General features: G+C 63.8%; 11 protein-coding genes and 3 rRNA genes. 1 reads left to right on the top strand and 13 read right to left on the bottom strand.

Annotated elements, in window-relative coordinates:
* Positions 1-2: 2 nt before the first annotated feature.
* Genes M3M28_RS02075 through M3M28_RS02040 form a run of 8 tightly spaced genes read right to left on the bottom strand, consistent with a single transcriptional unit; the run spans position 3 to position 10078 of the window.
* Complete coding sequence (locus tag M3M28_RS02075; protein ID WP_249387203.1) at positions 3-1763, bottom strand: acetolactate synthase large subunit; 1761 nt, start codon at positions 1761-1763, stop codon at positions 3-5.
* 29 nt (positions 1764-1792) lie between these two features.
* Positions 1793-3514, bottom strand: coding sequence for a dihydroxy-acid dehydratase (ilvD, locus tag M3M28_RS02070; protein ID WP_249387202.1), 1722 nt, complete (start codon positions 3512-3514; stop codon positions 1793-1795).
* Between the two features lie 9 nt (positions 3515-3523).
* A complete protein-coding gene (mnhG, locus tag M3M28_RS02065; protein ID WP_249387201.1) occupies positions 3524-3976 on the bottom strand; it encodes a monovalent cation/H(+) antiporter subunit G in 453 nt (150 codons plus the stop codon).
* The gene (locus M3M28_RS02060) at positions 3966-4394 is read right to left on the bottom strand and encodes a monovalent cation/H+ antiporter complex subunit F (RefSeq protein ID WP_249387200.1); all 429 of its coding nucleotides are present in this window, start codon (positions 4392-4394) and stop codon (positions 3966-3968) included. Before M3M28_RS02060 ends, mnhG begins: the two co-directional genes overlap by 11 nt.
* Positions 4394-5074, bottom strand: coding sequence for a Na+/H+ antiporter subunit E (locus M3M28_RS02055; protein ID WP_249387199.1), 681 nt, complete (start codon positions 5072-5074; stop codon positions 4394-4396). Before M3M28_RS02055 ends, M3M28_RS02060 begins: the two co-directional genes overlap by 1 nt.
* Positions 5074-6657 (bottom strand): Na+/H+ antiporter subunit D, encoded by a 1584-nt coding sequence (locus M3M28_RS02050; RefSeq protein ID WP_249387198.1) that lies wholly within the window; start codon positions 6655-6657, stop codon positions 5074-5076. The genes M3M28_RS02055 and M3M28_RS02050 overlap by 1 nt, the downstream gene beginning before the upstream one ends.
* Positions 6654-7142, bottom strand: a complete 489-nt coding sequence (locus M3M28_RS02045; protein ID WP_249387197.1) for a Na(+)/H(+) antiporter subunit C — start codon at positions 7140-7142, stop codon at positions 6654-6656. The genes M3M28_RS02050 and M3M28_RS02045 overlap by 4 nt, the downstream gene beginning before the upstream one ends.
* A complete protein-coding gene (locus tag M3M28_RS02040) occupies positions 7139-10078 on the bottom strand; it encodes a Na+/H+ antiporter subunit A (protein WP_349305336.1) in 2940 nt (979 codons plus the stop codon). Before M3M28_RS02040 ends, M3M28_RS02045 begins: the two co-directional genes overlap by 4 nt.
* A gap of 119 nt (positions 10079-10197) precedes the next feature.
* Here M3M28_RS02040 and M3M28_RS02035 point away from each other — a divergent pair, with 119 nt between their 5' ends.
* Complete coding sequence (locus M3M28_RS02035) at positions 10198-11001, top strand: sugar phosphate isomerase/epimerase family protein (protein WP_249387195.1); 804 nt, start codon at positions 10198-10200, stop codon at positions 10999-11001.
* 62 nt (positions 11002-11063) lie between these two features.
* Here the strand turns inward: M3M28_RS02035 and rrf are convergent.
* From rrf to M3M28_RS02010, 5 genes are all read right to left on the bottom strand, one after another.
* Positions 11064-11180: ribosomal RNA gene (gene rrf, locus M3M28_RS02030) — 5S ribosomal RNA — on the bottom strand.
* A gap of 90 nt (positions 11181-11270) precedes the next feature.
* A 23S ribosomal RNA gene (locus M3M28_RS02025) occupies positions 11271-14341 on the bottom strand.
* Between the two features lie 454 nt (positions 14342-14795).
* A 16S ribosomal RNA gene (locus tag M3M28_RS02020) occupies positions 14796-16318 on the bottom strand.
* The 16S, 23S and 5S rRNA genes sit together here, the layout of an rRNA operon.
* A 432-nt stretch (positions 16319-16750) precedes the next feature.
* Complete coding sequence (locus M3M28_RS02015; protein ID WP_249387194.1) at positions 16751-19090, bottom strand: YhgE/Pip domain-containing protein; 2340 nt, start codon at positions 19088-19090, stop codon at positions 16751-16753.
* Positions 19087-22026 carry an MMPL family transporter gene (locus M3M28_RS02010; RefSeq protein ID WP_249387193.1) on the bottom strand — a complete coding sequence of 980 codons (2940 nt, stop codon included), beginning with the start codon at positions 22024-22026 and terminating at the stop codon, positions 19087-19089. Before M3M28_RS02010 ends, M3M28_RS02015 begins: the two co-directional genes overlap by 4 nt.
* Positions 22027-22034 lie beyond the last annotated feature (8 nt).

Below are 22034 nucleotides of genomic sequence, written 5' to 3'. Positions count from 1 at the left end.
AGTTACTCCCCCTCGTAGGCCGGGCTGGCTTCGCGCGCGTAGCGAATGAAGCTGTTCGAGACGCCCTGCGGCACCATCGGCCACACCATCGCCTCGGCCGACACGACGAAGTCGATGACGACCGGACGGTCGTTCGTCTCGAGCGCGAGCTTGATCGCGTCGTCGATCTCGTCTTCCTTCTCAACGCGAATGCCGAGGGCACCGTAGGCGTCCGCGAGCTTCACGAAGTCGGGCACCCGCACCGAGGCGTGCCCCGTGTTGAGGTCGGTGTGCGAGTAGCGACCGTCGTAGAAGAGGGTCTGCCACTGGCGCACCATGCCGAGGGACGAGTTGTTGATCACGGCGATCTTGATCGGGATGTTGTTGATGACGCAGGTCGCGATTTCCTGGTTCGTCATCTGGAAACAACCGTCACCGTCGATCGCCCACACCACGCGGTCGGGCTGGCCGACCTTGGCACCCATGGCCGCGGGAACCGCGTAGCCCATGGTGCCGGCGCCGCCGGAGTTGAGGAACGAGTTGGGTCGCTGCAGGCTGAGGAACTGTGCCGCCCACATCTGGTGCTGACCGACGCCGGTCGCGTAGACCGCCTCGGGGCCCGTGAGGTCGCTGATGCGCTCGATGATGTGCTGCGGCGCGAGCAGGCCGTCGGTCGACGGGGCGAAGCCGCGCGGGAACTCCTTGCGGAGGCCGTTGAGGAACTCCCACCACTCGCTGAGGTCGGGCTTCTCGCCCGAGTCCTCGCGCACGGCGCGAATCACGTCGGCGAGCACCTCCTTCGCGTCGCCCACGATGGGCACGTCGGCGGTGCGGATCTTCGAGATCTCGGCCGGGTCGATGTCGATGTGCACGACTTTCGAGTTCGGCGAGAACAGCTCGGATTTGCCGGTAACGCGATCGTCGAAGCGGGCGCCGACTGTGAACAGCAGGTCGGCTTCCTGCAGCGCGAGCACCGCGGGCACAGTGCCGTGCATGCCCGGCATGCCGAGCATCTGCTCGTGGTCGTCGGGGAACACGCCGCGCGCCATGAGCGTCGTGACGACGGGCGCGCCGGTGAGCTCCGCGAGCTCCTTGAGTTCGGGGGATGCGCCGGCTCGGCCAACGCCGCCACCCGCGTAGATCACGGGTTTGCGAGCCGCGCGCAGCGCCTCACGCGCCGCGACGATCTGCTTGCCGTGCGCCTTCGTAATGGGGCGGTAGCCGGGCAGGTCGATCTTGACGGGCCAGCTGAAGTCGAATTCGTTCTGCTGGGCGTCCTTCGTGATGTCCACGAGCACGGGGCCAGGTCGGCCGGTCGAGGCGATGTGGTAGGCGCTCGCGATCGCGGCGGGCACGTCCTCGGCACGCTTCACGAGGAAGGAGTGCTTCGTGACGGGCATCGTAATGCCGACGATGTCGGCTTCCTGGAACGCGTCGGTGCCCATGAGCGTCGAGAACACCTGGCCGGTGATCGCGAGCATCGGCACCGAGTCCATGTAGGCGTCGGCAATCGCAGTGACGAGGTTGGTGGCGCCGGGGCCGGAGGTGGCGATGCAAACGCCGACCTTCCCGCTCGCGGCGGCGTACCCCTCGGCCGCGTGGCCGGCGCCCTGTTCGTGGCGTACGAGGATGTGGTTGAGCGTCTTTGCGTCGAGGATGGCGTCGTAGGCAGGCAGAATCGCGCCGCCGGGCAGACCGAACACGTCGGTCACGCCCAGCAGCTCGAGTGTGCGCACCACGGCAGCGGCACCCGTCATCCGCTCCGGTGCAACTTGAGTTGTCATATGCGTCGATATCTCCAGTGAGAAGGGAGTTAACCCGTGACGGCACCCTCAGAAGCGGAGTGCACAAGCTTGGCGAACTTCGCAAGCACACCGCGCGTGTAGCGCGGAGGCAGCGGTTCCCAGCCTTCACGGCGGGAGGAGAGCTCGGACTCGTCGACGAGTAGGTCCATAGTCCGAGCGGCGATGTCAACCCGAATGAGATCACCGTCGCGCACAAAGGCGATGGGTCCTGCATCTACTGCCTCGGGCGCGACGTGGCCGATGCACAGGCCAGTTGTGCCGCCTGAGAATCGACCGTCAGTGAGCAATAGTACATCCTTGCCGAGACCGGCTCCCTTGATCGCTCCGGTGATCGCGAGCATCTCGCGCATGCCGGGGCCACCCTTCGGGCCCTCGTAGCGGATCACCACGACGTCGCCGTGGTGAATCTCACCGCGGGTCAGCGCATCCATGGCCTCGCGCTCGCGCTCGAACACGCGCGCCGGGCCCTCGAACACGTCGAGGTCGAAGCCGGCCGACTTCACGACGGCGCCCTCGGGGGCGAGCGTGCCGTGCAGCACCGAGATGCCGCCCTTCTCGTGGATCGGGTTGTCGAGGGTGTGGATGACCTCGCCGTCGAGCGGCTCGGGCGAGAGCTCCTCGAGGTTCTCGGCCACGGTCTTGCCGGTGCAGGTGAGCGCGTCGCCGTGGATCATGCCGGCGTCGAGCAGGGCCTTCATGACGACGGGGATGCCGCCGACGAGGTCGACGTCGTTCATGACGTACTGGCCGAAGGGCTTCATGTCGGCGAGGTGCGGCACCTTGTCGGCGATGCGGTTGAAGTCGTCGAGGGTGAGCTCGACCTCGGCCTCGTGCGCGATGGCGAGCAGGTGCAGCACGGCGTTCGTTGAACCGCCCATGCACATGACGACGGCGATCGCGTTCTCGAACGCCTTCTTCGTGAGGATGTGCTCGGTGGTGATGCCGAGACGCAGCATGTTCACGACGGCCTCGCCCGACTTGTGGGCGTAGTAGTCGCGGCGGCGGTCGGCCGACGCGGGCGCGGCCGAGCCGGGGATCGACATGCCGAGGGCCTCGGCGACCGAGGCCATGGTGTTCGCGGTGTAGAAGCCGCCACAGGCACCCTCGCCCGGGCAAATGGCCTCTTCGATGCGCTTGCGGTCTTCCTCGCTCATGAGGCCGGCCTTGCAGGCGCCGACGGCCTCGAACGCGTCGATGACCGTGACGTTCTCTTTCAGGGTGCCGTCAGTGAGCCGCACCTTGCCGGGGTAGATCGAGCCGGCGTAGAGGAAGACGCTCGCGAGCTTGAGGCGTGCGGCGGCCATGAGCATGCCGGGCAGCGACTTGTCACAACCGGCCAGCAGCACCGAGCCGTCGAGGCGCTCGGCCTCCATGACGGTCTCGACCGAGTCAGCGATGACCTCGCGCGAGACGAGCGAGAAGTGCATGCCCTCGTGGCCCATCGAGATGCCGTCGGAGACCGAGACGGTGCCGAACTGCAGCGGGTAGCCGCCGCCGGCGTGCACGCCCTCCTTGCAGCCCTGCGCGAGGCGATCAAGGCTCAGGTTGCAGGGCGTAATTTCGTTCCACGAGCTCGCAATACCGATCTGGGGCTTCGCCCAGTCGTCATCGCCCATTCCGACCGCGCGAAGCATGCCGCGCGACGCGGTGGCCTCGATGCCGTCGGTAATGACGCGGGACTTCGGCTTGATGTCAACGCCGTTGGTGGATGCAGAAGCTTGCTCGGTCATGAGCAAAGTCTATAGCTTCGGCGCGTTCGGATTTCTCGTCTCGGGCTCAGGCGCATCAGCCGCGTCACCGGCAATCGTGACCTGCCCGCGGGCCGCTTCTTCCTCTTCCGCTCGCTGGGCGCGCTTGACCTCATCCTCGAGCTCATCGATGCGAAGTTCGACGTGCTCGAAGTGGCGCGAACGATACCCGCCGCGGGCAAGCACCATACCCGCGGCTGGGGTGGTGAGGAACTGGAAGACGACGATCGGCACGAGGAACGCGATGGTCCACGCATCCGTCTGCTGCAGCGCGAGGCCGATGAGAATGAACAGCAGGCCGGCCGCCTGCGGCTTCGACTGCGCGTGCAGGCGCGCGATCATGTCGGGGAACCGCAGCAGGCCGAGGCCCGCGGTGAACGAGAGGAAGGCGCCCGCGAGCACCAGGATGATGGTGGCGAGGTCGAGCCAGGTGTTACCGCTCACGGCGCACCTCCCGGGCAACCACGTCGTGCGCGAGCTTGTGCCGCGACGCTTCCTCCTGCGCGATCGAGCCGTCGGTGTCGCGGTGCCGCTCAACATCGTCGTGCTCGGGGCGCTCGGGGTCGGCGGTGCTCGAGCTCAGCGAGTTGCCCGAGCGGCCGCGCGAGACGAAGCGGGCGACGGCCATGGTACCGATCGAGGCGGTCATCGCGAGCCCGAGCACGAGGGGCAGGGTCGTGGTGTGGCCCCGAAGCGCCATGTCGGCCGAGAGCACGCAGATGAGCACGGTCGCGAGTGTGTCCGAGCCGACCATGCGGTCGACAACGCTGGGCCCGCGAATGATGCGGATGAGCGACATCAGGGCCGCCGCGGCGAAGAACGCCGCGATGATCCAGATGAGCACGGTGAATAGCGGTTCCATCAGAGCTCCGCCTCCCATTCGGCTTCGCGTGCCTTGCGATCGGCCTCGCGCAGCACCTCGTAGCTCTGCTGCTCGCGCGACGCGAACAGCGGCGGGCGGTCGTGCAGGCGCCGGTCGTCGTTGATGAGCGCGATGTCCTCGTGGTTGCCGAGTGCGACGACGATCGCGTCCTCGATCTGCTCGGCGGCGAGGCGGGCCCGCTGAATCTTCTCGTCGGTGTCGGCATCGAGCACGTGGAGATAGAGGATGCTGCGCAGGCGGTCGACCTCGACGACGACCGAGCCGGGCACGAGCATGTTGATCTCGGCGGTGAGCGTGAGCAACCAGTCGGAGTGCACGCGCATCCGCACTGCGAGAATCGACGCTTGCGGCACCGCCTTCGGCCGCATCGCGAGCCAGGCCATCTGGAACGTCGAGCCGATGAGCCACCAGAAGAACTTCGCGAGCAGCACGATGGTGTACCAGACGTGGATGCGCCCCGACAGCAGCACCGGCGGCAGCGAGAACAGGCGCACCACGATCAGCGAGAAGACCACACCGGTGACGAGGCTGATGACGTCGAGGTGGCCCCAGAGCACGATCCAGAGCACGACCAGCCCGATGAGCAGCGGCAGCTGCGTCAGCAGGGCAACGCCCGGGCGCTGGAGACGCTCGGCGCGGATGTGCGGATCGGCAGACATTAGGGCTTCGTCCCTTCTGTTCCGGTCACGATATCGACGTAGTGGTCGGGAATCGTGAGATTGGCCGCGGCCGCACTCGCAAATTCGTAGATCTGGCCCGCGAAGATCGTCATGCAGACGGTGACGAGCACCATCGCCGCGGTGGCGGTGTTCATGATCATGGAGTTCGCCTTACGCTCGGCGACGACCTCGCCGTCGGGAGTCTCCTCGAGGTGCGAGGTGAGCGGCGACTCGAAGCCGGTCACCTCCTCCTGCGAGCGCCAGAAGCCGAGGTTCCAGACACGGATGAGGGCGTAGAGCGTGAGCAGACTCGTCAGGGCACCGATGCCGATGCCGACCCAGACGAGCCACTGCGGCACCGAGAGGGCGGTGCCCTCAGCACCCGCGATGAACAGCCCGAGCTTGCCGATGAAGCCCGAAAAGGGTGGGATGCCGCCGAGGTTGAGCATCGGGATGAAGAACAGCACGGCCACGAACGGCGAGCGCACGAGCATGCCGCCGAGGTGCGTCAGCGTCACCGTGCCCGCGATGCGTTCGATCAGACCCGTCACGAGGAACAGCGCGGTCTGCACCAGAATGTGGTGCGCGATGTAGTAGACCGTGGCCGCCCAGCCCACCTCGGTGCCGAGCGCGATACCGAAGATCATGTAGCCGATATGGCTCACGAGCGTGAACGAGAGCATACGGCGGATACCCGCCTGAGCGACCGCACCGAGGATGCCGATCACCATCGTGAGCATCGCCACCACGATGAGCAGCACCGAGATGTCGTTCTCGCCGAAGAGCAGCGACTCCGAGCGCAGGATCGCGTAGACACCGACCTTCGTCAGCAAGCCGGCGAACACGGCCGTGACCGGCGCGGGCGCCGAGGGGTACGAGTCGGGCAGCCAGAACGAGAGCGGGAAGAGCGCGGCCTTGATGCCGAAGCCGACGAGCAGCAGCAGGTGCAGCGGCAGCTGCACCTCTTGCGGCAGCTCGGCCATGCGCACCGCAATCTCGGCGAAGTTCACGGTGCCGACGGCGGCGAAGATCGCCGCGATCGCGACAAGGAAGATGAGCGACGAGACGAGCGACACGACGATGTACGTGATGCCGGCGCGGATGCGCGACGCCGTGCCGCCGAGGGTGATGAGCACGAAGCTCGCGACCAGCAGGATCTCGAACCCGACGTAGAGGTTGAAGAGGTCACCCGCGATGAACGCGTTGTAGACGCCCGCCGCGAGCACGAGGTAGGTCGGGTAGAAGATCGACACCGGCGTCTCGTCGTCGCCGTCGGTGGCGCCCTGGCCGATCGAGAACGCCATGACCGCGATGAGCACGATGCTCGTCACGAGCACCATGAGGGCCGAGAGGCGGTCGACGACGAGCGAGATGCCGAACGGCGCGGCCCATCCCCCGACTTGAATAACGAGCGCCTGATCGGTCTGGTGCACCGCGATGAGCAGCGCGATCGAGATCGCGAGGGCGATGACCATCGTGATGCTCGCGAACAGAATCTGCAGTCGCTGCTGCCGCGCGGCGGTCAGCGTGATCGCGGCGCCGAGGAGCGGCACGAGCACGACGAGGGGAACGAGCCAACTCATGCGTCTCCCCCGTTCTTCGCGTCGAGTTCTTCCTTCGTCCGTGCGCCCTCTACGGCGGCCTCGGCGTCCTCACCGAACTCGGTGTCGCCGGAGTCGTCTTCGTGGAACACCTCGTCGTCGTCTTCGGGGTCGACGTGCCGCAGCGAGATCGAGTCATCGTCATCGTCGACCTCGTCACCGTGCGCGAGGCGCCACGAGCGGTACAGCAGCGCGAGCATGAACGCCGTCGTCGCGAACGTGATGACGATCGCGGTGAGGATGAATGCCTGCGGCAGCGGGTCGGAGAACGTCGAGGGGTCGGCGTCGTCGCCCATGATCGGTGCGTCGCCGAAGCCGCCCGAGGTGAGGAAGATGAGGATGTTCGTCGCGTTGCCGACGAGCATCACGGCGAGGATCATGCGGGTGAAGCTGCGTTCGAGGAGCATGTAGACGCCACAGGCGTACATGATCACCATGCCGATGAGCAGCATGAAACTGAGAGTCATCGCTTCGCACCACCGTCGTGTCGGCGGATCGCCGGCAGCGAGCCGGTGATCGGGTCGTTGGCGGGGGTGGTGCCGCGAATCTCGGCGTCGTCGATGACGGTCGCGGCGACGTTGCGCTGGCTGAGGTGCTCCTCTTCGGCCTGGAAGTCAAGCTCGGAGCCGAGCGAGCGCAGGATGTCGATGACGAGGGCGATCACGATGAGGTAGACGCCGATGTCGAAGATCGTCGAGGTGACGAAGATGATGTGGCCGATGCCTGCGATCTCGTTGTCGATCCAGAAGCTCATGAGCGGCGGGTAGCCGAACAGCATCGGGGCGAGCGCCGAGCCGGCCGCGAGCACCATACCGATGCCGAGCAGGCGACCCGCGTCGACCCGCACCGCGGCATCGAGCTCTTCGCGGCCACCCGCGAGGTAGCGCGCGGCGAGCGCGAGGCCCGCGACGACACCGCCCGCGAAACCGCCGCCGGTCGAGTTGTGCCCCGCGAAGAGCAGGTAGAGCGAGGTGATGAACAGGGCGTGGAAGATGAGGCGCACGACGACCTCGACCACGATCGAGCGGTTGTCGGGGGCGAGCGAGTTGCCCGCGATGAGCCAGGCGCGGCGGTCCTCGCTGAGCTTCTGCAGCATCGCCTTGCGCTTCTTGAGCGGCGGGCGCGGGGGCGGCGGCGTCTGCCGCTGCGAGCCGCGCGCACTGAGGTAGACGAGGCTCGCGACACCCGTGGCCGCGGCGATGAGCACCGACAGTTCGCCCATCGTGTCCCACCCGCGCAGGTCGACGAGGGTGACGTTGACGACGTTGTAGCCGTGCCCGCCCTCGACCGCGAGCTCGGGGAAGCTGAGTCCGTCGGAGGGCGCGATGCGGAAGCCCATCGCGATGGCGGTGATGACGCCGATGGCGATCGCGACGGCGAAGGCGATCACCCAGCGCAGCCACGACGGCAGGTTGTTGTCGATGTGCGCGTGCTTCGCCGGCAGTCGGCGCAGCACCAGCACGAACACCACGAGCGACAGGGTCTCGATGAGCGCCTGCGTCATCGCGAGGTCGGGCGCGCCGTGGAGGGCGAAGATGATCGAGATGCCGTAGCCCGTCGCGCTCACGAGGATCACGCCGTGGAAGCGCCGCTTGCTCTGCGTCACTGCGATGGAGGCGAGCACGAGCACCACCACGATCGCGAGCTGCACCCACGAGAACTCAAGGGTGAGGTCGAGCTGCGAGTAATCGATGAACGGCAGCGGCACCGCGATGGCCGCGACGAGCACGATGAAGATGATCGCGAGGTAGAAGGGCAGCGAGCCTCGCTGGGTGCTCGAGGTGACGCGGGCCGCGACCGAGTCGACGATGCGCAGCGACAGCCAATACCCGCGGGCCGCCTCGAACACGTCGGGCACAAACGACTGGATGCGCTCAACCTTGCGTCGTGCGGCGAACAGCCCGAGGCCACAGAGCAGGGTGATTGCCGAGAGCAGCAGCGCCGGTTCGAGGCCGTGCCAGATCGCGAGGTGATAGAGCTCCTCGGAGTCGATCGCGGGGGCGGTGTCGGCGAACTGCGCGATGAGGTGGTCGATCGGCGTCGCGAAGAACGGGATGACGATGGTCGCAACCACGAGGATCACCGGCGAGATGAGGTCTTCGACGTGGCTCGTCGCCTTCTCCACCGGGTCGACACCACGCTTCGTCGCGAAAGCGCCGAAGAGGAAGCGGCAGGTGTACGCCACCGTGAGGATCGAGCCGACGGCGGTGCCGACCAGCGCCACCCAGCCCCACGCATCTCCCGCCGAGGCGGCCTCGAGGAAGCTCGAGAACACGCCCTCCTTCGCCACGAAGCCCCACAGGGGTGGAATGCCCGCCATCGAGGCCGCGGCAATGATGGCCGTGGTCGCGAGCACCGGCGCGCTGCGCCCGAGCCTTGAGATCTTGCGGATGTCACGGGTGCCGAGCTGGTGGTCGATGATGCCGACGATGAGGAAGAGCGCGGCCTTGAACAGCGCGTGGCCGAGCACCATCGCGATGGCGGCGAGCACGGCGTTGCGACCGCCGAAGCCCGCAATGGTCATCATGAAGCCGAGCTGCGACACCGTGCCGTAGGCAAGGATCAGCTTGAGGTCGAACTGGCGCAGTGAGCGCCAACCGCCGACGAGCATCGTCCAGACGCCGACGATGACGAGCGTCTCGCGGAACCCGGGCACGTCGCTGAAGGCGGGCACGAGGCGGAGCACGAGGTAGACGCCGGCCTTCACCATCGAGGCGGCGTGGAGGTAGGCCGAGACCGGGGTCGGTGCGGCCATGGCGCCGGGAAGCCAGAAGTGGAACGGCAGCTGCGCCGACTTCGTCAGCGCACCGACGATCACGAGAATGAGCGCGGTGATGAGGAAGCCATCGCGCGGGATCTCGGCGGTGAGGATCTCGCTAAACAGCGCGGAACCGGCAGCCACGTGCAGCATCACGAGGCCGACGAGCATCGCGAGGCCGCCGAGCGTGGTGACGAGCAGTGCCTGCATCGCGGCACCGCGCGAGGGTCGTCGACCGGTGTAGTGACCGATGAGCAGGTACGACAGGATGCTCGTGGCCTCCCAGAACACGAACATCAGGTAAATATTGTCGGTCGTGACGAGGCCGAACATGACGCCCGCGAAGCCGAGCAAAACCCCGGCGAATCGGCCGAGTCCGGGCTCATCCTTCTTGAAGTAGCTCGCACAGTAGAACAGCACGAGCGAGCCGATCGCGGTGACGATCATCGCGAGCACCCAGCTCAGGGCGTCGATCCGGAAGTCGAGGTTCATGCCGAGCTGCGGCAGCCACTCGTAGGAGACCCGCCAGGTTTCGCCCGCGAAGATCTCGGGCGCATGGCTCGCAGTCCAGATCGCGGCGACCGCCGACACGGCGGCGGCGACGTAGAAGAGTGAGGTGCCGGGCAGTTTGCGAAGAAGTGGCATGGCGACGCTCGCTACTGCGAAGAGCGCGAGCAGGAAGGCCATCCACGTCTCCCATCTTTTCGACCCACAACTGAGATCATTTTACCGGGTCGCAAGGGTGTGGGGTTACGCTGACCGCGATGATCAAGATCGGTATGAGCACCTCGTGCACTTTCCCTAAGCCCACCGCGCAGTCTTTCCAGATTGCGGCGGCCGCAGGCTACGACGGCATGGAGGTGATGGTGTCGACGGAAAACGACTCGCGCAACCCCCATGCATTGCGTGCGCTCTCGCATCGCTTCGAGCTGCCCGTGCTGTCGATCCACGCGCCAGTGCTGTTCTACACGCAGTTTGTCTGGGGCACGAAGCCCGACGAGAAGCTGGTGCGCACCGTCGACCTCGCCCACGAGGTCGGCGCGACGACCGTCGTCGTGCACCCACCCTTCCGCTGGCAGGGCCAGTATGCGACGCGGTTCGAGGAGCTCGTGACGAAGCTCGAGCGTGACTCGGGCATCACGATGGCCGTCGAGAACATGTTCCCGTGGAATGTCGCCGGCAGCCAGAAGGCGTACCTGCCGGGAACGAACCCGATCGAGATGAACGTCGATTCGATCACCCTCGATTTCTCGCACGCCGCGCTCTCGGGCGACGACTCGTTCGAGATGGCAAAGGCGGCCGGTGATCGCCTGCGCCACATCCACCTCTGCGATGGTGAGGCGCCGAACGGCAAGAAGCGCCTCTTCGACGAGCACCGGATGCCCGGAGAGGGCGGCCAGCCCGTCGAGAAGACGCTGCGCTACCTTGCCGATCGAGGCTGGGACGGCCAGGTCGTCGCCGAGGTGAACACCCGCTCGGCACGGAAGGACGAGGCGAAGCGACTGCACATGCTGCGCGAGACACTTGAATTCGCTCGCCAGCACACGACGGTCAATTCACTCAGCTAAGAAAGTTCCGGAAAAAGCAAGAAGAGGTTCCCCATAACGGGGAACCTCTTCTTTAACGTTAAGTTCGGCGGTGTCCTACTCTCCCACAAGGTCCCCCTTGCAGTACCATCGGCGCAAAGACGCTTAGCTTCCGGGTTCGGAATGTAACCGGGCGTTTCCATCTCGCTAAAACCACCGAAACACTTTCTAACACACTCATCGTATGTCAAGAACCACACAGGGACGCGAACAACTCACAACAGCAACAAGCACATACATTGGTGAGAAAAATATTGAAGTCTTCGGCGTATTAGTACCGGTCAGCTCCACACCTTACAGCGCTTCCACATCCGGCCTATCAACCCAGTCATCTACTGGACACCTCACCCCAACAAAGGGTAGGAAGTCTCATCTTGGAGCCGGCTTCCCGCTTAGATGCTTTCAGCGGTTATCCGTCCCGAACGTAGCCAATCAGCCATGCCCTTGGCAGAACAACTGACACACCAGAGGTTCGTCCTTCTCGGTCCTCTCGTACTAAAGAAAGATCTCCTCAAACTTCCAACGCGCGCAGCGGATAGAGACCGAACTGTCTCACGACGTTCTGAACCCAGCTCGCGTACCGCTTTAATGGGCGAACAGCCCAACCCTTGGGACCTACTCCAGCCCCAGGATGCGACGAGCCGACATCGAGGTGCCAAACCATGCCGTCGATATGGACTCTTGGGCAAGATCAGCCTGTTATCCCCGAGGTACCTTTTATCCGTTGAGCGACAGCGCTTCCACAAGCCACTGCCGGATCACTAGTCCCGACTTTCGTCCCTGCTCCACCTGTCAGTGTCACAGTCAAGCTCCCTTGTGCACTTACACTCGAAATCTGATTACCAACCAGACTGAGGGAACCTTTGGGCGCCTCCGTTACTCTTTGGGAGGCAACCGCCCCAGTTAAACTACCCACCAGGCACTGTCCCTGAACCGGATCACGGTCCGAAGTTAGATAATCAGAGTGACCAGAGTGGTATTTCAACAACGACTCCACCAACACTAGCGTGCCAGCTTCACAGTCTCCCACCTATCCTACACAAGCCACACCAATCACCAATACCAAGCTATAGTAAAGGTCACGGGGTCTTTTCGTCCTGCTGCGCGTAACGAGCATCTTTACTCGTACTGCAATTTCGCCGAGTTCGCGGTGGAGACAGCTGGGAAGTCGTTACGCCATTCGTGCAGGTCGGAACTTACCCGACAAGGAATTTCGCTACCTTAGGATGGTTATAGTTACCACCGCCGTTTACTGGGGCTTAAATTCTGTGCTTCGCCAAAGCTAACACTTCCTCTTAACCTTCCAGCACCGGGCAGGCGTCAGTCCGTATACATCGTCTTGCAACTTCGCACGGACCTGTGTTTTTGATAAACAGTCGCGTCCCACTAGTCTCTGCGGCCACCACACCCTTTCGGAGTAAATCCTAATAAGTGGATGGCCCCCCTTCTCCCGAAGTTACGGGGGCATTTTGCCGAGTTCCTTCACCACGATTCTCTCGAACTCCTTAGTATTCTCTACCTAACCACCTGTGTCGGTTTGGGGTACGGGCAACTCAGACCTCGCGTCGATGCTTTTCTTGGCAGCAGAGGATCACCAACTACGCCTTTACGGCTTCCGCGTCAGTTCTCAGGCATCCACGTGGCGGATTTACCAACCACGAACCCTACAACCTTGCCCGGATACAACCATTCACCCGGATTGGCTACCTTTCTGCGTCACACCTGTTAATACGCTACCCGCCCCAGCATAGGTTCGAACGCTCCATCCCCACACCACACCAAAGGCGCAGCAGGGAACTTCAGGCTCTTAGCATCACTGGATTGGATTGGACGGTCTTTCGCCGGTACGGGAATATCAACCCGTTGTCCATCGACTACGCCTGTCGGCCTCGCCTTAGGTCCCGACTTACCCAGGGAAGATTAGCTTGACCCTGGAACCCTTGGTTATTCGGAGGACGGGTTTCTCACCCGTCTTTCGCTACTCATGCCTGCATTCTCACTCGTGTACCGTCCACGACCACGTTCCCGTGCCGCTTCACCCAGTACACGACGCTCTCCTACCCAGCCCAACAAATGGACTGCCACAATTTCGGTGGTGTGCTTGAGCCCCGTTACATTGTCGGCGCGGAATCACTTGACCAGTGAGCTATTACGCACTCTTTCAAGGGTGGCTGCTTCTAAGCCAACCTCCTGGTTGTCACTGCAACTCCACATCCTTTTCCACTTAGCACACGCTTAGGGACCTTAATTGGTGGTCTGGGTTGTTTCCCTCTCGACAATGAAGCTTATCCCCCACTGTCTCACTGCTGCGCTCTCACTTACCGGCATTCGGAGTTTGGCTGACGTCAGTAACCCGGTAAGGCCCATTAGCCATCCAGTAGCTCTACCTCCAGCAAGAAACACGCAACGCTGCACCTAAATGCATTTCGGAGAGAACCAGCTATCACGAAGTTTGATTGGCCTTTCACCCCTAACCACAGCTCATCCCCCCAGTTTTCAACCTAGGTGGGTTCGGTCCTCCACGACGTCTTACCGACGCTTCAACCTGGCCATGGCTAGATCACTTCGCTTCGGGTCTAGAACATGCGACTCAACGCCCTCTTCAGACTCGCTTTCGCTACGGCTACCCCACACGGGTTAACCTCGCCACACATCACTAACTCGCAGGCTCATTCTTCAAAAGGCACGCCGTCACCCCGAAAGGCTCCGACGGATTGTAAGCAAACGGTTTCAGGAACTATTTCACTCCCCTCCCGGGGTGCTTTTCACCTTTCCCTCACGGTACTCGTCCGCTATCGGTCATCTGGAAGTATTTAGGCTTATCGGGTGGTCCCGACAGATTCACACAAAGTTTCACGGGCTCCGTGCTACTTGGGATACTCATCAGCACCAACACACTGTTTCGGATACGGGACTCCCACCCCCTACGGTCAGGCATTCAAACCTGTTCTCCTACACTGCATTGCCATACTCGCCGCGTGGTAGCACGACACAACAAGTCCCACAACCCCGATCATGCAACCCCTACCAGGTATCACACACAACCGGTTTAGCCTCATCCGCGTTCGCTCGCCACTACTAACGGAATCACAATTGTTTTCTCTTCCTGCGGGTACTGAGATGTTTCACTTCCCCGCGTTCCCCCTCAACACCCTATATATTCAGGTGCGAGTAACCACAATAAATGTGGCCAGGTTTCCCCATTCGGAAATCCTCGGATCAACGCCCGTTTATCGGCTCCCCGAGGCTTATCGCAGATTACTACGTCCTTCATCGGCTCCAGATGCCAAGGCATCCACCGTTCGCTCTTAGCAACTTCAAAATCACCAAGTACGATACATAAGAATAAGAATCAAAAAATTTGAACTCTAAAAATCTAGAAACTATTACACCATCACGCAACACCACACCCACTCACGTGACTGCGATCTACGCGACAGCTAATAAGATGCTCGCGTCCACTATGTAGTTCTCAACATACAATCAGCACCACCCCACACCACCAGACAATCCGTCCAGCAGCCTGCAGTGGCCTGCAGGAAACCGCCACCCAACCCGAAGGCCTGGCAGTTGACCGGTCCCCAAGGACCCAACAGCGTGCACACCATGCGCCGGCTCCACCACCCCCGTTCCACCAACTCCGAAAAGCTAGGTACTAGAGTGCGATCTCACCCACACACTTGTCATATGTTCCACCCTTGAGCACCCACTCACCACACTCGGGCAAGACTGGGCACCACGACCACACGAATCGTGACCGTGTCAATGCTCCTTAGAAAGGAGGTGATCCAGCCGCACCTTCCGGTACGGCTACCTTGTTACGACTTAGTCCTAATCACCGATCCCACCTTCGACAGCTCCCTCCACAAGGGTTAGGCCACCGGCTTCGGGTGTTACCGACTTTCATGACTTGACGGGCGGTGTGTACAAGGCCCGGGAACGTATTCACCGCAGCGTTGCTGATCTGCGATTACTAGCGACTCCGACTTCATGGGGTCGAGTTGCAGACCCCAATCCGAACTGAGACCGGCTTTTTGGGATTCGCTCCACCTCGCGGTATCGCAGCCCATTGTACCGGCCATTGTAGCATGCGTGAAGCCCAAGACATAAGGGGCATGATGATTTGACGTCATCCCCACCTTCCTCCGTGTTGACCACGGCAGTATCCCATGAGTTCCCACCATAACGTGCTGGCAACATAGGACGAGGGTTGCGCTCGTTGCCGGACTTAACCGAACATCTCACGACACGAGCTGACGACAACCATGCACCACCTGTATACCGACTGCAAGCAGGGCAACCATCTCTGGAAGTTTCCGGTATATGTCAAGCCTTGGTAAGGTTCTTCGCGTTGCATCGAATTAATCCGCATGCTCCGCCGCTTGTGCGGGCCCCCGTCAATTCCTTTGAGTTTTAGCCTTGCGGCCGTACTCCCCAGGCGGGGCGCTTAATGCGTTAGCTACGACACAGAAACCGTGGAATGGTCCCCACATCTAGCGCCCAACGTTTACGGCATGGACTACCAGGGTATCTAATCCTGTTCGCTCCCCATGCTTTCGCTCCTCAGCGTCAGTAACGGCCCAGAGATCTGCCTTCGCCATCGGTGTTCCTCCTGATATCTGCGCATTCCACCGCTACACCAGGAATTCCAATCTCCCCTACCGCACTCAAGTCTGCCCGTACCCACTGCAGGCCCGAGGTTGAGCCTCGGGATTTCACAGCAGACGCGACAAACCGCCTACGAGCTCTTTACGCCCAATAATTCCGGACAACGCTTGCACCCTACGTATTACCGCGGCTGCTGGCACGTAGTTAGCCGGTGCTTTTTCTGCAGGTACCGTCACTTTCGCTTCTTCCCTACTAAAAGAGGTTTACAACCCGAAGGCCGTCATCCCTCACGCGGCGTTGCTGCATCAGGCTTGCGCCCATTGTGCAATATTCCCCACTGCTGCCTCCCGTAGGAGTCTGGGCCGTGTCTCAGTCCCAGTGTGGCCGGTCACCCTCTCAGGCCGGCTACCCGTCGTCGCCTTGGTGGGCCTTTACCCCGCCAACAAGCTGATAGGCCGTGAGCCGATCCGAAACCGAAAAATCTTTCCAACCAGAGGAGATGCCTCCCTGGCACATATCCAGTATTAGCCACCGTTTCCGGTAGTTATTCCAGAGTTTCGGGCACGTTGCTCACGTGTTACTCACCCGTTCGCCACTAATCCACCCAGCAAGCTGGGCTTCATCGTTCGACTTGCATGTGTTAAGCACGCCGCCAGCGTTCGTCCTGAGCCAGGATCAAACTCTCCGTAAAAAATGAGTTCAATCCAGAATCAAAACACCAAAATTAATCTGGCGATCATCATCCAAAATATTAAAAAAGGAACCAAATAAACCAACCAGCCGAAGCTAGCCAGTCACGAGGTAACCATATAAAAAATGGCATATGACAATTTATTTAGTGCACACTGTTGAGTTCTCAAAGACCAATCGCTTTCGGTTTCTGCGGCGGTTATTTCCCTGCCGCTTCTCTCCGAAGCAACCTGATTAGCTTATACCCAGTAACTTTCGTTTGTCAACCTGGCGTTTCCGTCTTGTTCAGACTCTGTTTCCGGTCAGACCCTCGGAGCTCTTAGAGCATCGAGCTTGGCTCGTAATGAGCCTTGCACCCGGTCTTGGGCTTTGCTGCCCCTTCCGGCGCAACTCCATAAGCTTATGACATGGATTTCAGTTCCGTCAAATCCCGTCATGCGTGGCGCTCCGACAACGCGCTGATCTGGGATTTTGCGGTCGCGTGTCGGCGTGTCGTCATGACGATTGTGGCGATCACGGCCCCCGCAACCGTCATCAGTATGAGGATGATGACCGGCCCAACGACTGCTCCGGCGCTCGCACCCGCATAGCCGGCCTGTATTCCGGCAGCCAGCTGCGCGAGCGGCGCCCAGCCGCTCAGCGTCTCGACCCAGCCCGAACGAAGCTCGAGCGGGAAGAACCCGCGCACGAGCAACAGCTGTAGCGCCAGCGCGACGAGCGAACTCAATACGGCGGTGCGCCGCTTCGCGCAGGCGGCAAAGAGCAGGTGCAGCGCCACGGTCACCGCGGTGCCGAGCAGTGCGAAGAGGATCGTGATGCCGATCCCCGACCACGGCACCCCGAAGAAGACGTGCTGCGCGAGGGTCACGACGCTGGCAACGAGGAGCACCGGCTGTGCCAGGCGGCGCGTGGCCGCGAGCAGGATGCTCCAGGTCGATGCGCTCGACGCGAGCATCTCGTCGGTGACGAGGCCACGGCGCAGCGAGGCGATGAGGCCGGCAAGCCAGATGCCGATGGGCAGGAGGAGCGCGGCGAGCATCCCGGCAAAGGTGGGGTTGTGCACGCCGTTCACCTCGGCAACGACCGGCTGCGCAACCGCGTCGGCGAACGCATCCGGGTCACCGATCGCGTTCTTCGCCTGATCGGCGCCGTCCTGCAGCGACTGCGACATCGTGCTCGCACTCTCGCGCAGGCTCTGAATGCCGTCGCCGAGTTCGTCGCCGCCCTCCACGAGTTGCTGCTGGCCGTCGGCGAGCTGGGTCAGCCCATCCGAGAGTTCGCCCGCGCCACTCGACAGCTCGCTCGCGCCGCCGGTGAGCTGGCCGCCCGCATCCTGCAGCTGGCCGCCCGCGTCACTGAGCTGCGTCGATGCACCGCTGAGCTGCGATGCGCCCGACGAGAGTTCGCTCGCACCGGAAGAGAGTTCTCCCCCACCGCTGACGAGCTCGTCGCCGGCGGCCGAGAGTTCGCTCGCGCCCTGCGCCGAGGCGGTGACGCCCTCGGTGTACTGCGTGAGGCCGTCGGCTAGCTGGCCGAGCTGATCGCCGGCATCCTGCACGCCACCGACCTGGTCGATGAGCGAGTTGAGCTCGCTCTCGATGCCGCCGAGGTCGATCGTGCCGCCGGGCAGCTGGCTCACCATCTGCTCGATCGCGCCACGGCAGGCGTCCGCCTGCGCCGGGTCGATCGCTTCGAGCTGATCGCAATAGGTGGTCAGCGCGCTCGGGTCGAGCGAATCGAGCTGCGAGATCAGGGTGCTGAGTTGCTCGAGCCCCGCGAGCGCCTGGTCGATGTTGCCGCTGTTCGACTCGAGCTGGCCGGCGATGTCGTTGAGCTGGCCGGCCGCATCCTGCAGCTGACCGCTGCCCGCATCCAGTTGCCCGAGCCCGTCGGCGAGCTGCTGCACGCCGTCGACGTACTGGCCAACGCCGTCGGTGTAGGTGTCGATGCCGCCCGCGAACTCGGTTACACCCGAGGCCAGCTGGTCGGAGCCCGAGGTGTACTGCTCAACCCCGTCGATGTACGAGTCGACGCCCGACACGTACTGTTCGACGCCGTCGCCGAACTCGCCCGCGCCGTCGGCAAGCTGCGAGGCGCCGTCGGCGGCCTGGCCACCCGCATCCGCGAGCTCCTGCGCGCCGTCCTGGTACTGCGTGAAGCCCGAGCCGAGCTCGCCCGCGCCATCGGCGAGCTGCTGCGCACCGTCGGCAGCCTGTTCGAGTCCGTCGGCCGAGTCGTTGAGCCCGTCCGCGAGGCCGACCGCGACCTGGTTCGTGAGCTGCTGCCCGAACTCGGCAGTCATGCCGTCGAAGAGCTGCTGGGTGACCTCGCCAGTCATCCAATCGGACGACTGGCTCACCGTCACGTTGATGCGCGCGGCCTCGGGCTCGCCTCCGCCGAGCGACACGACCGCGGCCGAAAAGTTCTCGGGAATCTCGACGGCCGCGTACGCGGTGCCCGCGTCGAGCCGCTCCTGCGCCGTCTCAGCGTTGACGAGCTCCCAGTTATAGGCGCCGGCGTTCTCGGGGTCGGTGAGCCAGGTGACGAGCAAGCGGCCCGCGACGACCTGGGTCGTCGTGCCGTCGTTGTTCGTCTGCTCGACCATCTGGTCGTTGTTTACGAGCACGACGGGCAGGGCGTCGTCGCGCTGGCTGCTGCCGCTCAGCGCGGCGAAGTAGAGGCCGACGATCGCGAGTGGGAGCAAGACCGCGATGAGGATGTTGCGAATACGTGCGCCGGTGAAGCCGGTCGCGGTGCGCTGCGTGCCGCTCATCGGTGCAGCTCCTTTCGGGCAGAAGAGTCAAGATTGGCGGATGCTGGGCTCGATTTCGCGCGGACGAGGTTGATGACCTCGATCTCACGCCCGAGCTCGCGCAGCTGCGCGGCGTCGAACGCCACGCCCGTCGTGAGTACGAGGGTGACGTCGTCGCGGATCAGCCGCTGCACGGCCGCGACGGCCCGTGCGACGAGCGCGCCCGCGCGGAAGTCGAAGCCGAGCGCACCGACCTCGAGCACGAGCAGCTCGGGAAGCTCGACCACGGCGGCGCCTGCGAGCGCGACGGCGCGGCCCAGCGCATCCAGGCTGGTGAGCCGGGTCTGCGCCGTGAGGCGCGGGCCGTCCCAGCCGACCGAACGCAGCGCGGCGTCGAGGTCCTCAATCACCGACACGACCTGATGCTCGGGCAGCTCGGTGCGCAGGTCGGTGCGGCCGAACGCGCCGTGGCGGCCGATGAGCTGGCCGAGCGACAGTTCGCGCGCCCGGTCGTCGAGGTTGCCGAGGTCGGCGATCGCGACGCGTGAGATCAGGGCGCCGCCGTCGCCGGGCAGCGTGCGGCCGAGCACGTGAAGTCGGCCACCGTAGGGGTTCACCCGGCCGGCGAAGGTCGCGGCGACGACGGCGCGCGGCGCCACCTCGCCCCGCACTACGAGCACGCCGCCCGCGTGTACCTCGCCCGTCACCGGGGCGAACTGCGCGCGCTCGCTGCCCACGACGAGGTCTTCGAACGCGATCGCCGCGTGGTGCTGCTGCGCCCACTCGGCCCGTCCGCGGTACTCGCGCAGGTGCTCGCCCTCGATGTCGAGGTCGGGTAGATTGCGCTCGAGCCACTTCGGCAGCTGCCAGGCGTGCCTGCCGAACAGCGCCATGAGCGCGGGCACGAGGGTCATGCGCACGAGGAATGCGTCGAAGAAGATGCCGACAGCGAGGCCGAGCGCGATCACCTTGATCACGCCCGCGCCCTCGGGCACGAAGGCGACGAACACGAAGAACATGATGAGCGCGGCCGCGGTGACGACGCGGGCGGCCGACGCGAACCCCTCTTCGATCGCCTCCCTCGGTTCCAGCCCGCGCACGTGCGCCTCGCGCATGCCCGAGACGAGGAACACCTCGTAGTCCATCGCGAGCCCGAAGACGATTGCGAGCAGGATGACCGGCAGGAACGAGATGATCGGCCCGGGCACGATGCCCATGATCGTGCCGAGCACGCCGTCTTGGAACACCATAACCACCACGCCGAACGCGGCGAACGCCGAGAGCAGGAAGCTCACGGCCGCCTTGAGCGGCACGAGGATCGAACGGAAAACGAGGGCGAGCAGGATGAAGCTGAGCCCGACGACGACGCCAGCGAAGGGCAAGAGCGCGCCGTTGAGCCGGTCGGTGATGTCGATCTGCACGGCCGTCGAGCCAGTGACCGAGCTCACAGCGTTGTAGTCGGCCTCGATGCCGGCCGCGAGCGCGCGGAGCGCGGCGACGGTCTTCGTCGTCTCGGGGTCGGCGGGCCCGGTCGTCGGGATCACCTGGATGATCGCGGAGTCGACCGTGGGATTCGGCAGGGCGTCACCGGCGGACGCGACACCCGGCACTGCCGCGACGCGGTCACGGATCGCTGCGAGATCGTCGACGAGCGTGTCGTTGTCCATCTGCGTGATGTCGAGCATGACGAGCATCGGGCCGTTGCTGCCCTCACCGAAGTGATCGGTGATCATGTCGTACGCCTCGCGGGCGGTTGCGCCCTCGGCCTCGTTCTTGCCGCTCGGCAGCGAGGTCTCCATGTGCAGCGCCGGCAGGGCGGTGACCCCGAGCACACCGATGACGAGAATGACGAACACGATGGGGGCCCGCAGCACCAGCCGCACCCATCGGCGACCCATCGTCGGCTTCGCGTTCTCGCCGGTCTCGCGTCGCCAGACGCGGCTGCCCTCCTTCGGGCGCAGGCGCTCGCCCGCGAGCCCGAACAGCGCGGGCAGCAGGGTGAGCGCGGCGAGCAGCGCCATGAGCACGCCGCCCGCCGCCGCGACGCCCATGACCGAGAGGAAGGGGATGTCGACGATGAGCAAGCCAAGCAGCGCCACCATGACGGTGGCCGCGGCGAAGGTCACCGCCGAGCCGCTCGTGCCGACGGAGGTCGCGGCCGATTCCTCGACCCGCATCCCCTTTGCCAGCTGGTTGCGGTGCCGCGACAAGATGAACAGGGCGTAGTCGATGCCGACCGCGATGCCGATCATTACGGCGAGCAGCGGGCTCGCGTTCGAGACGACAACGAAGCGGGTGACGAACAGCAGCGCGCCCATCGTCACGCCGACGGCAAGCAGCGCGGAGGCGAGGGGCAGGCCCGCGGCGAGCACCGAGCCGAAGGCGACGATGAGCACGATCGCGGCGAAGGCCACGCCGATCGCCTCGGTGACGGTGAGCCCGTAGGTGATGTCTTGATAAAGGGTGCCGCCGAACTCCACGCGCAGGCCGTCGTCTTCCAACGTCTCGGCGATGTCGACGACGTTCTGCTTGTCGTCGCCGAGTTTGTCCATCATGTCGGTGTCGAACTGCACCTGGATGATCGCGGCCTCGCCGTCGTCGCTGAGCGTGCCGGTCGCGTACTCCGAGTACGGATCGAGCGCCTGCGTCACGTGCTCGAGGTCGCTGATGTCACTCGCGACCTGCGCGAGTTCGTCGCGGTGGGTGTCGATTGAGCTGCCGTCGGTCGTCTCGATTACGACCTGGGCGCTCAGCCCCGCGACTTCGGGGAACACCTGCGCGAGGCGGTCGAGCGCATCCTGCGACTCGCTGCCGGGAATCTCGAACGACTCGTTCATCTGCCCGCCGAGCCCCAGCCCGAGGCCCAACGCGGCGGCAAATACGACGAGCCAGGAGACAAGCACCTGCCAGGCGTGCCGAAATGAAAAGCGTCCGATGCGATAGAGAAGCAGCGCCACGGGATGAA

Source organism: Gulosibacter sediminis, from assembly GCF_023370115.1.
Classification (GTDB): Bacteria; Actinomycetota; Actinomycetes; order Actinomycetales; family Microbacteriaceae; genus Gulosibacter; species Gulosibacter sediminis_A.
Note: the sequence above shows the minus strand (reverse complement) of the source record. Positions and strands in the feature narration are given on the sequence as shown.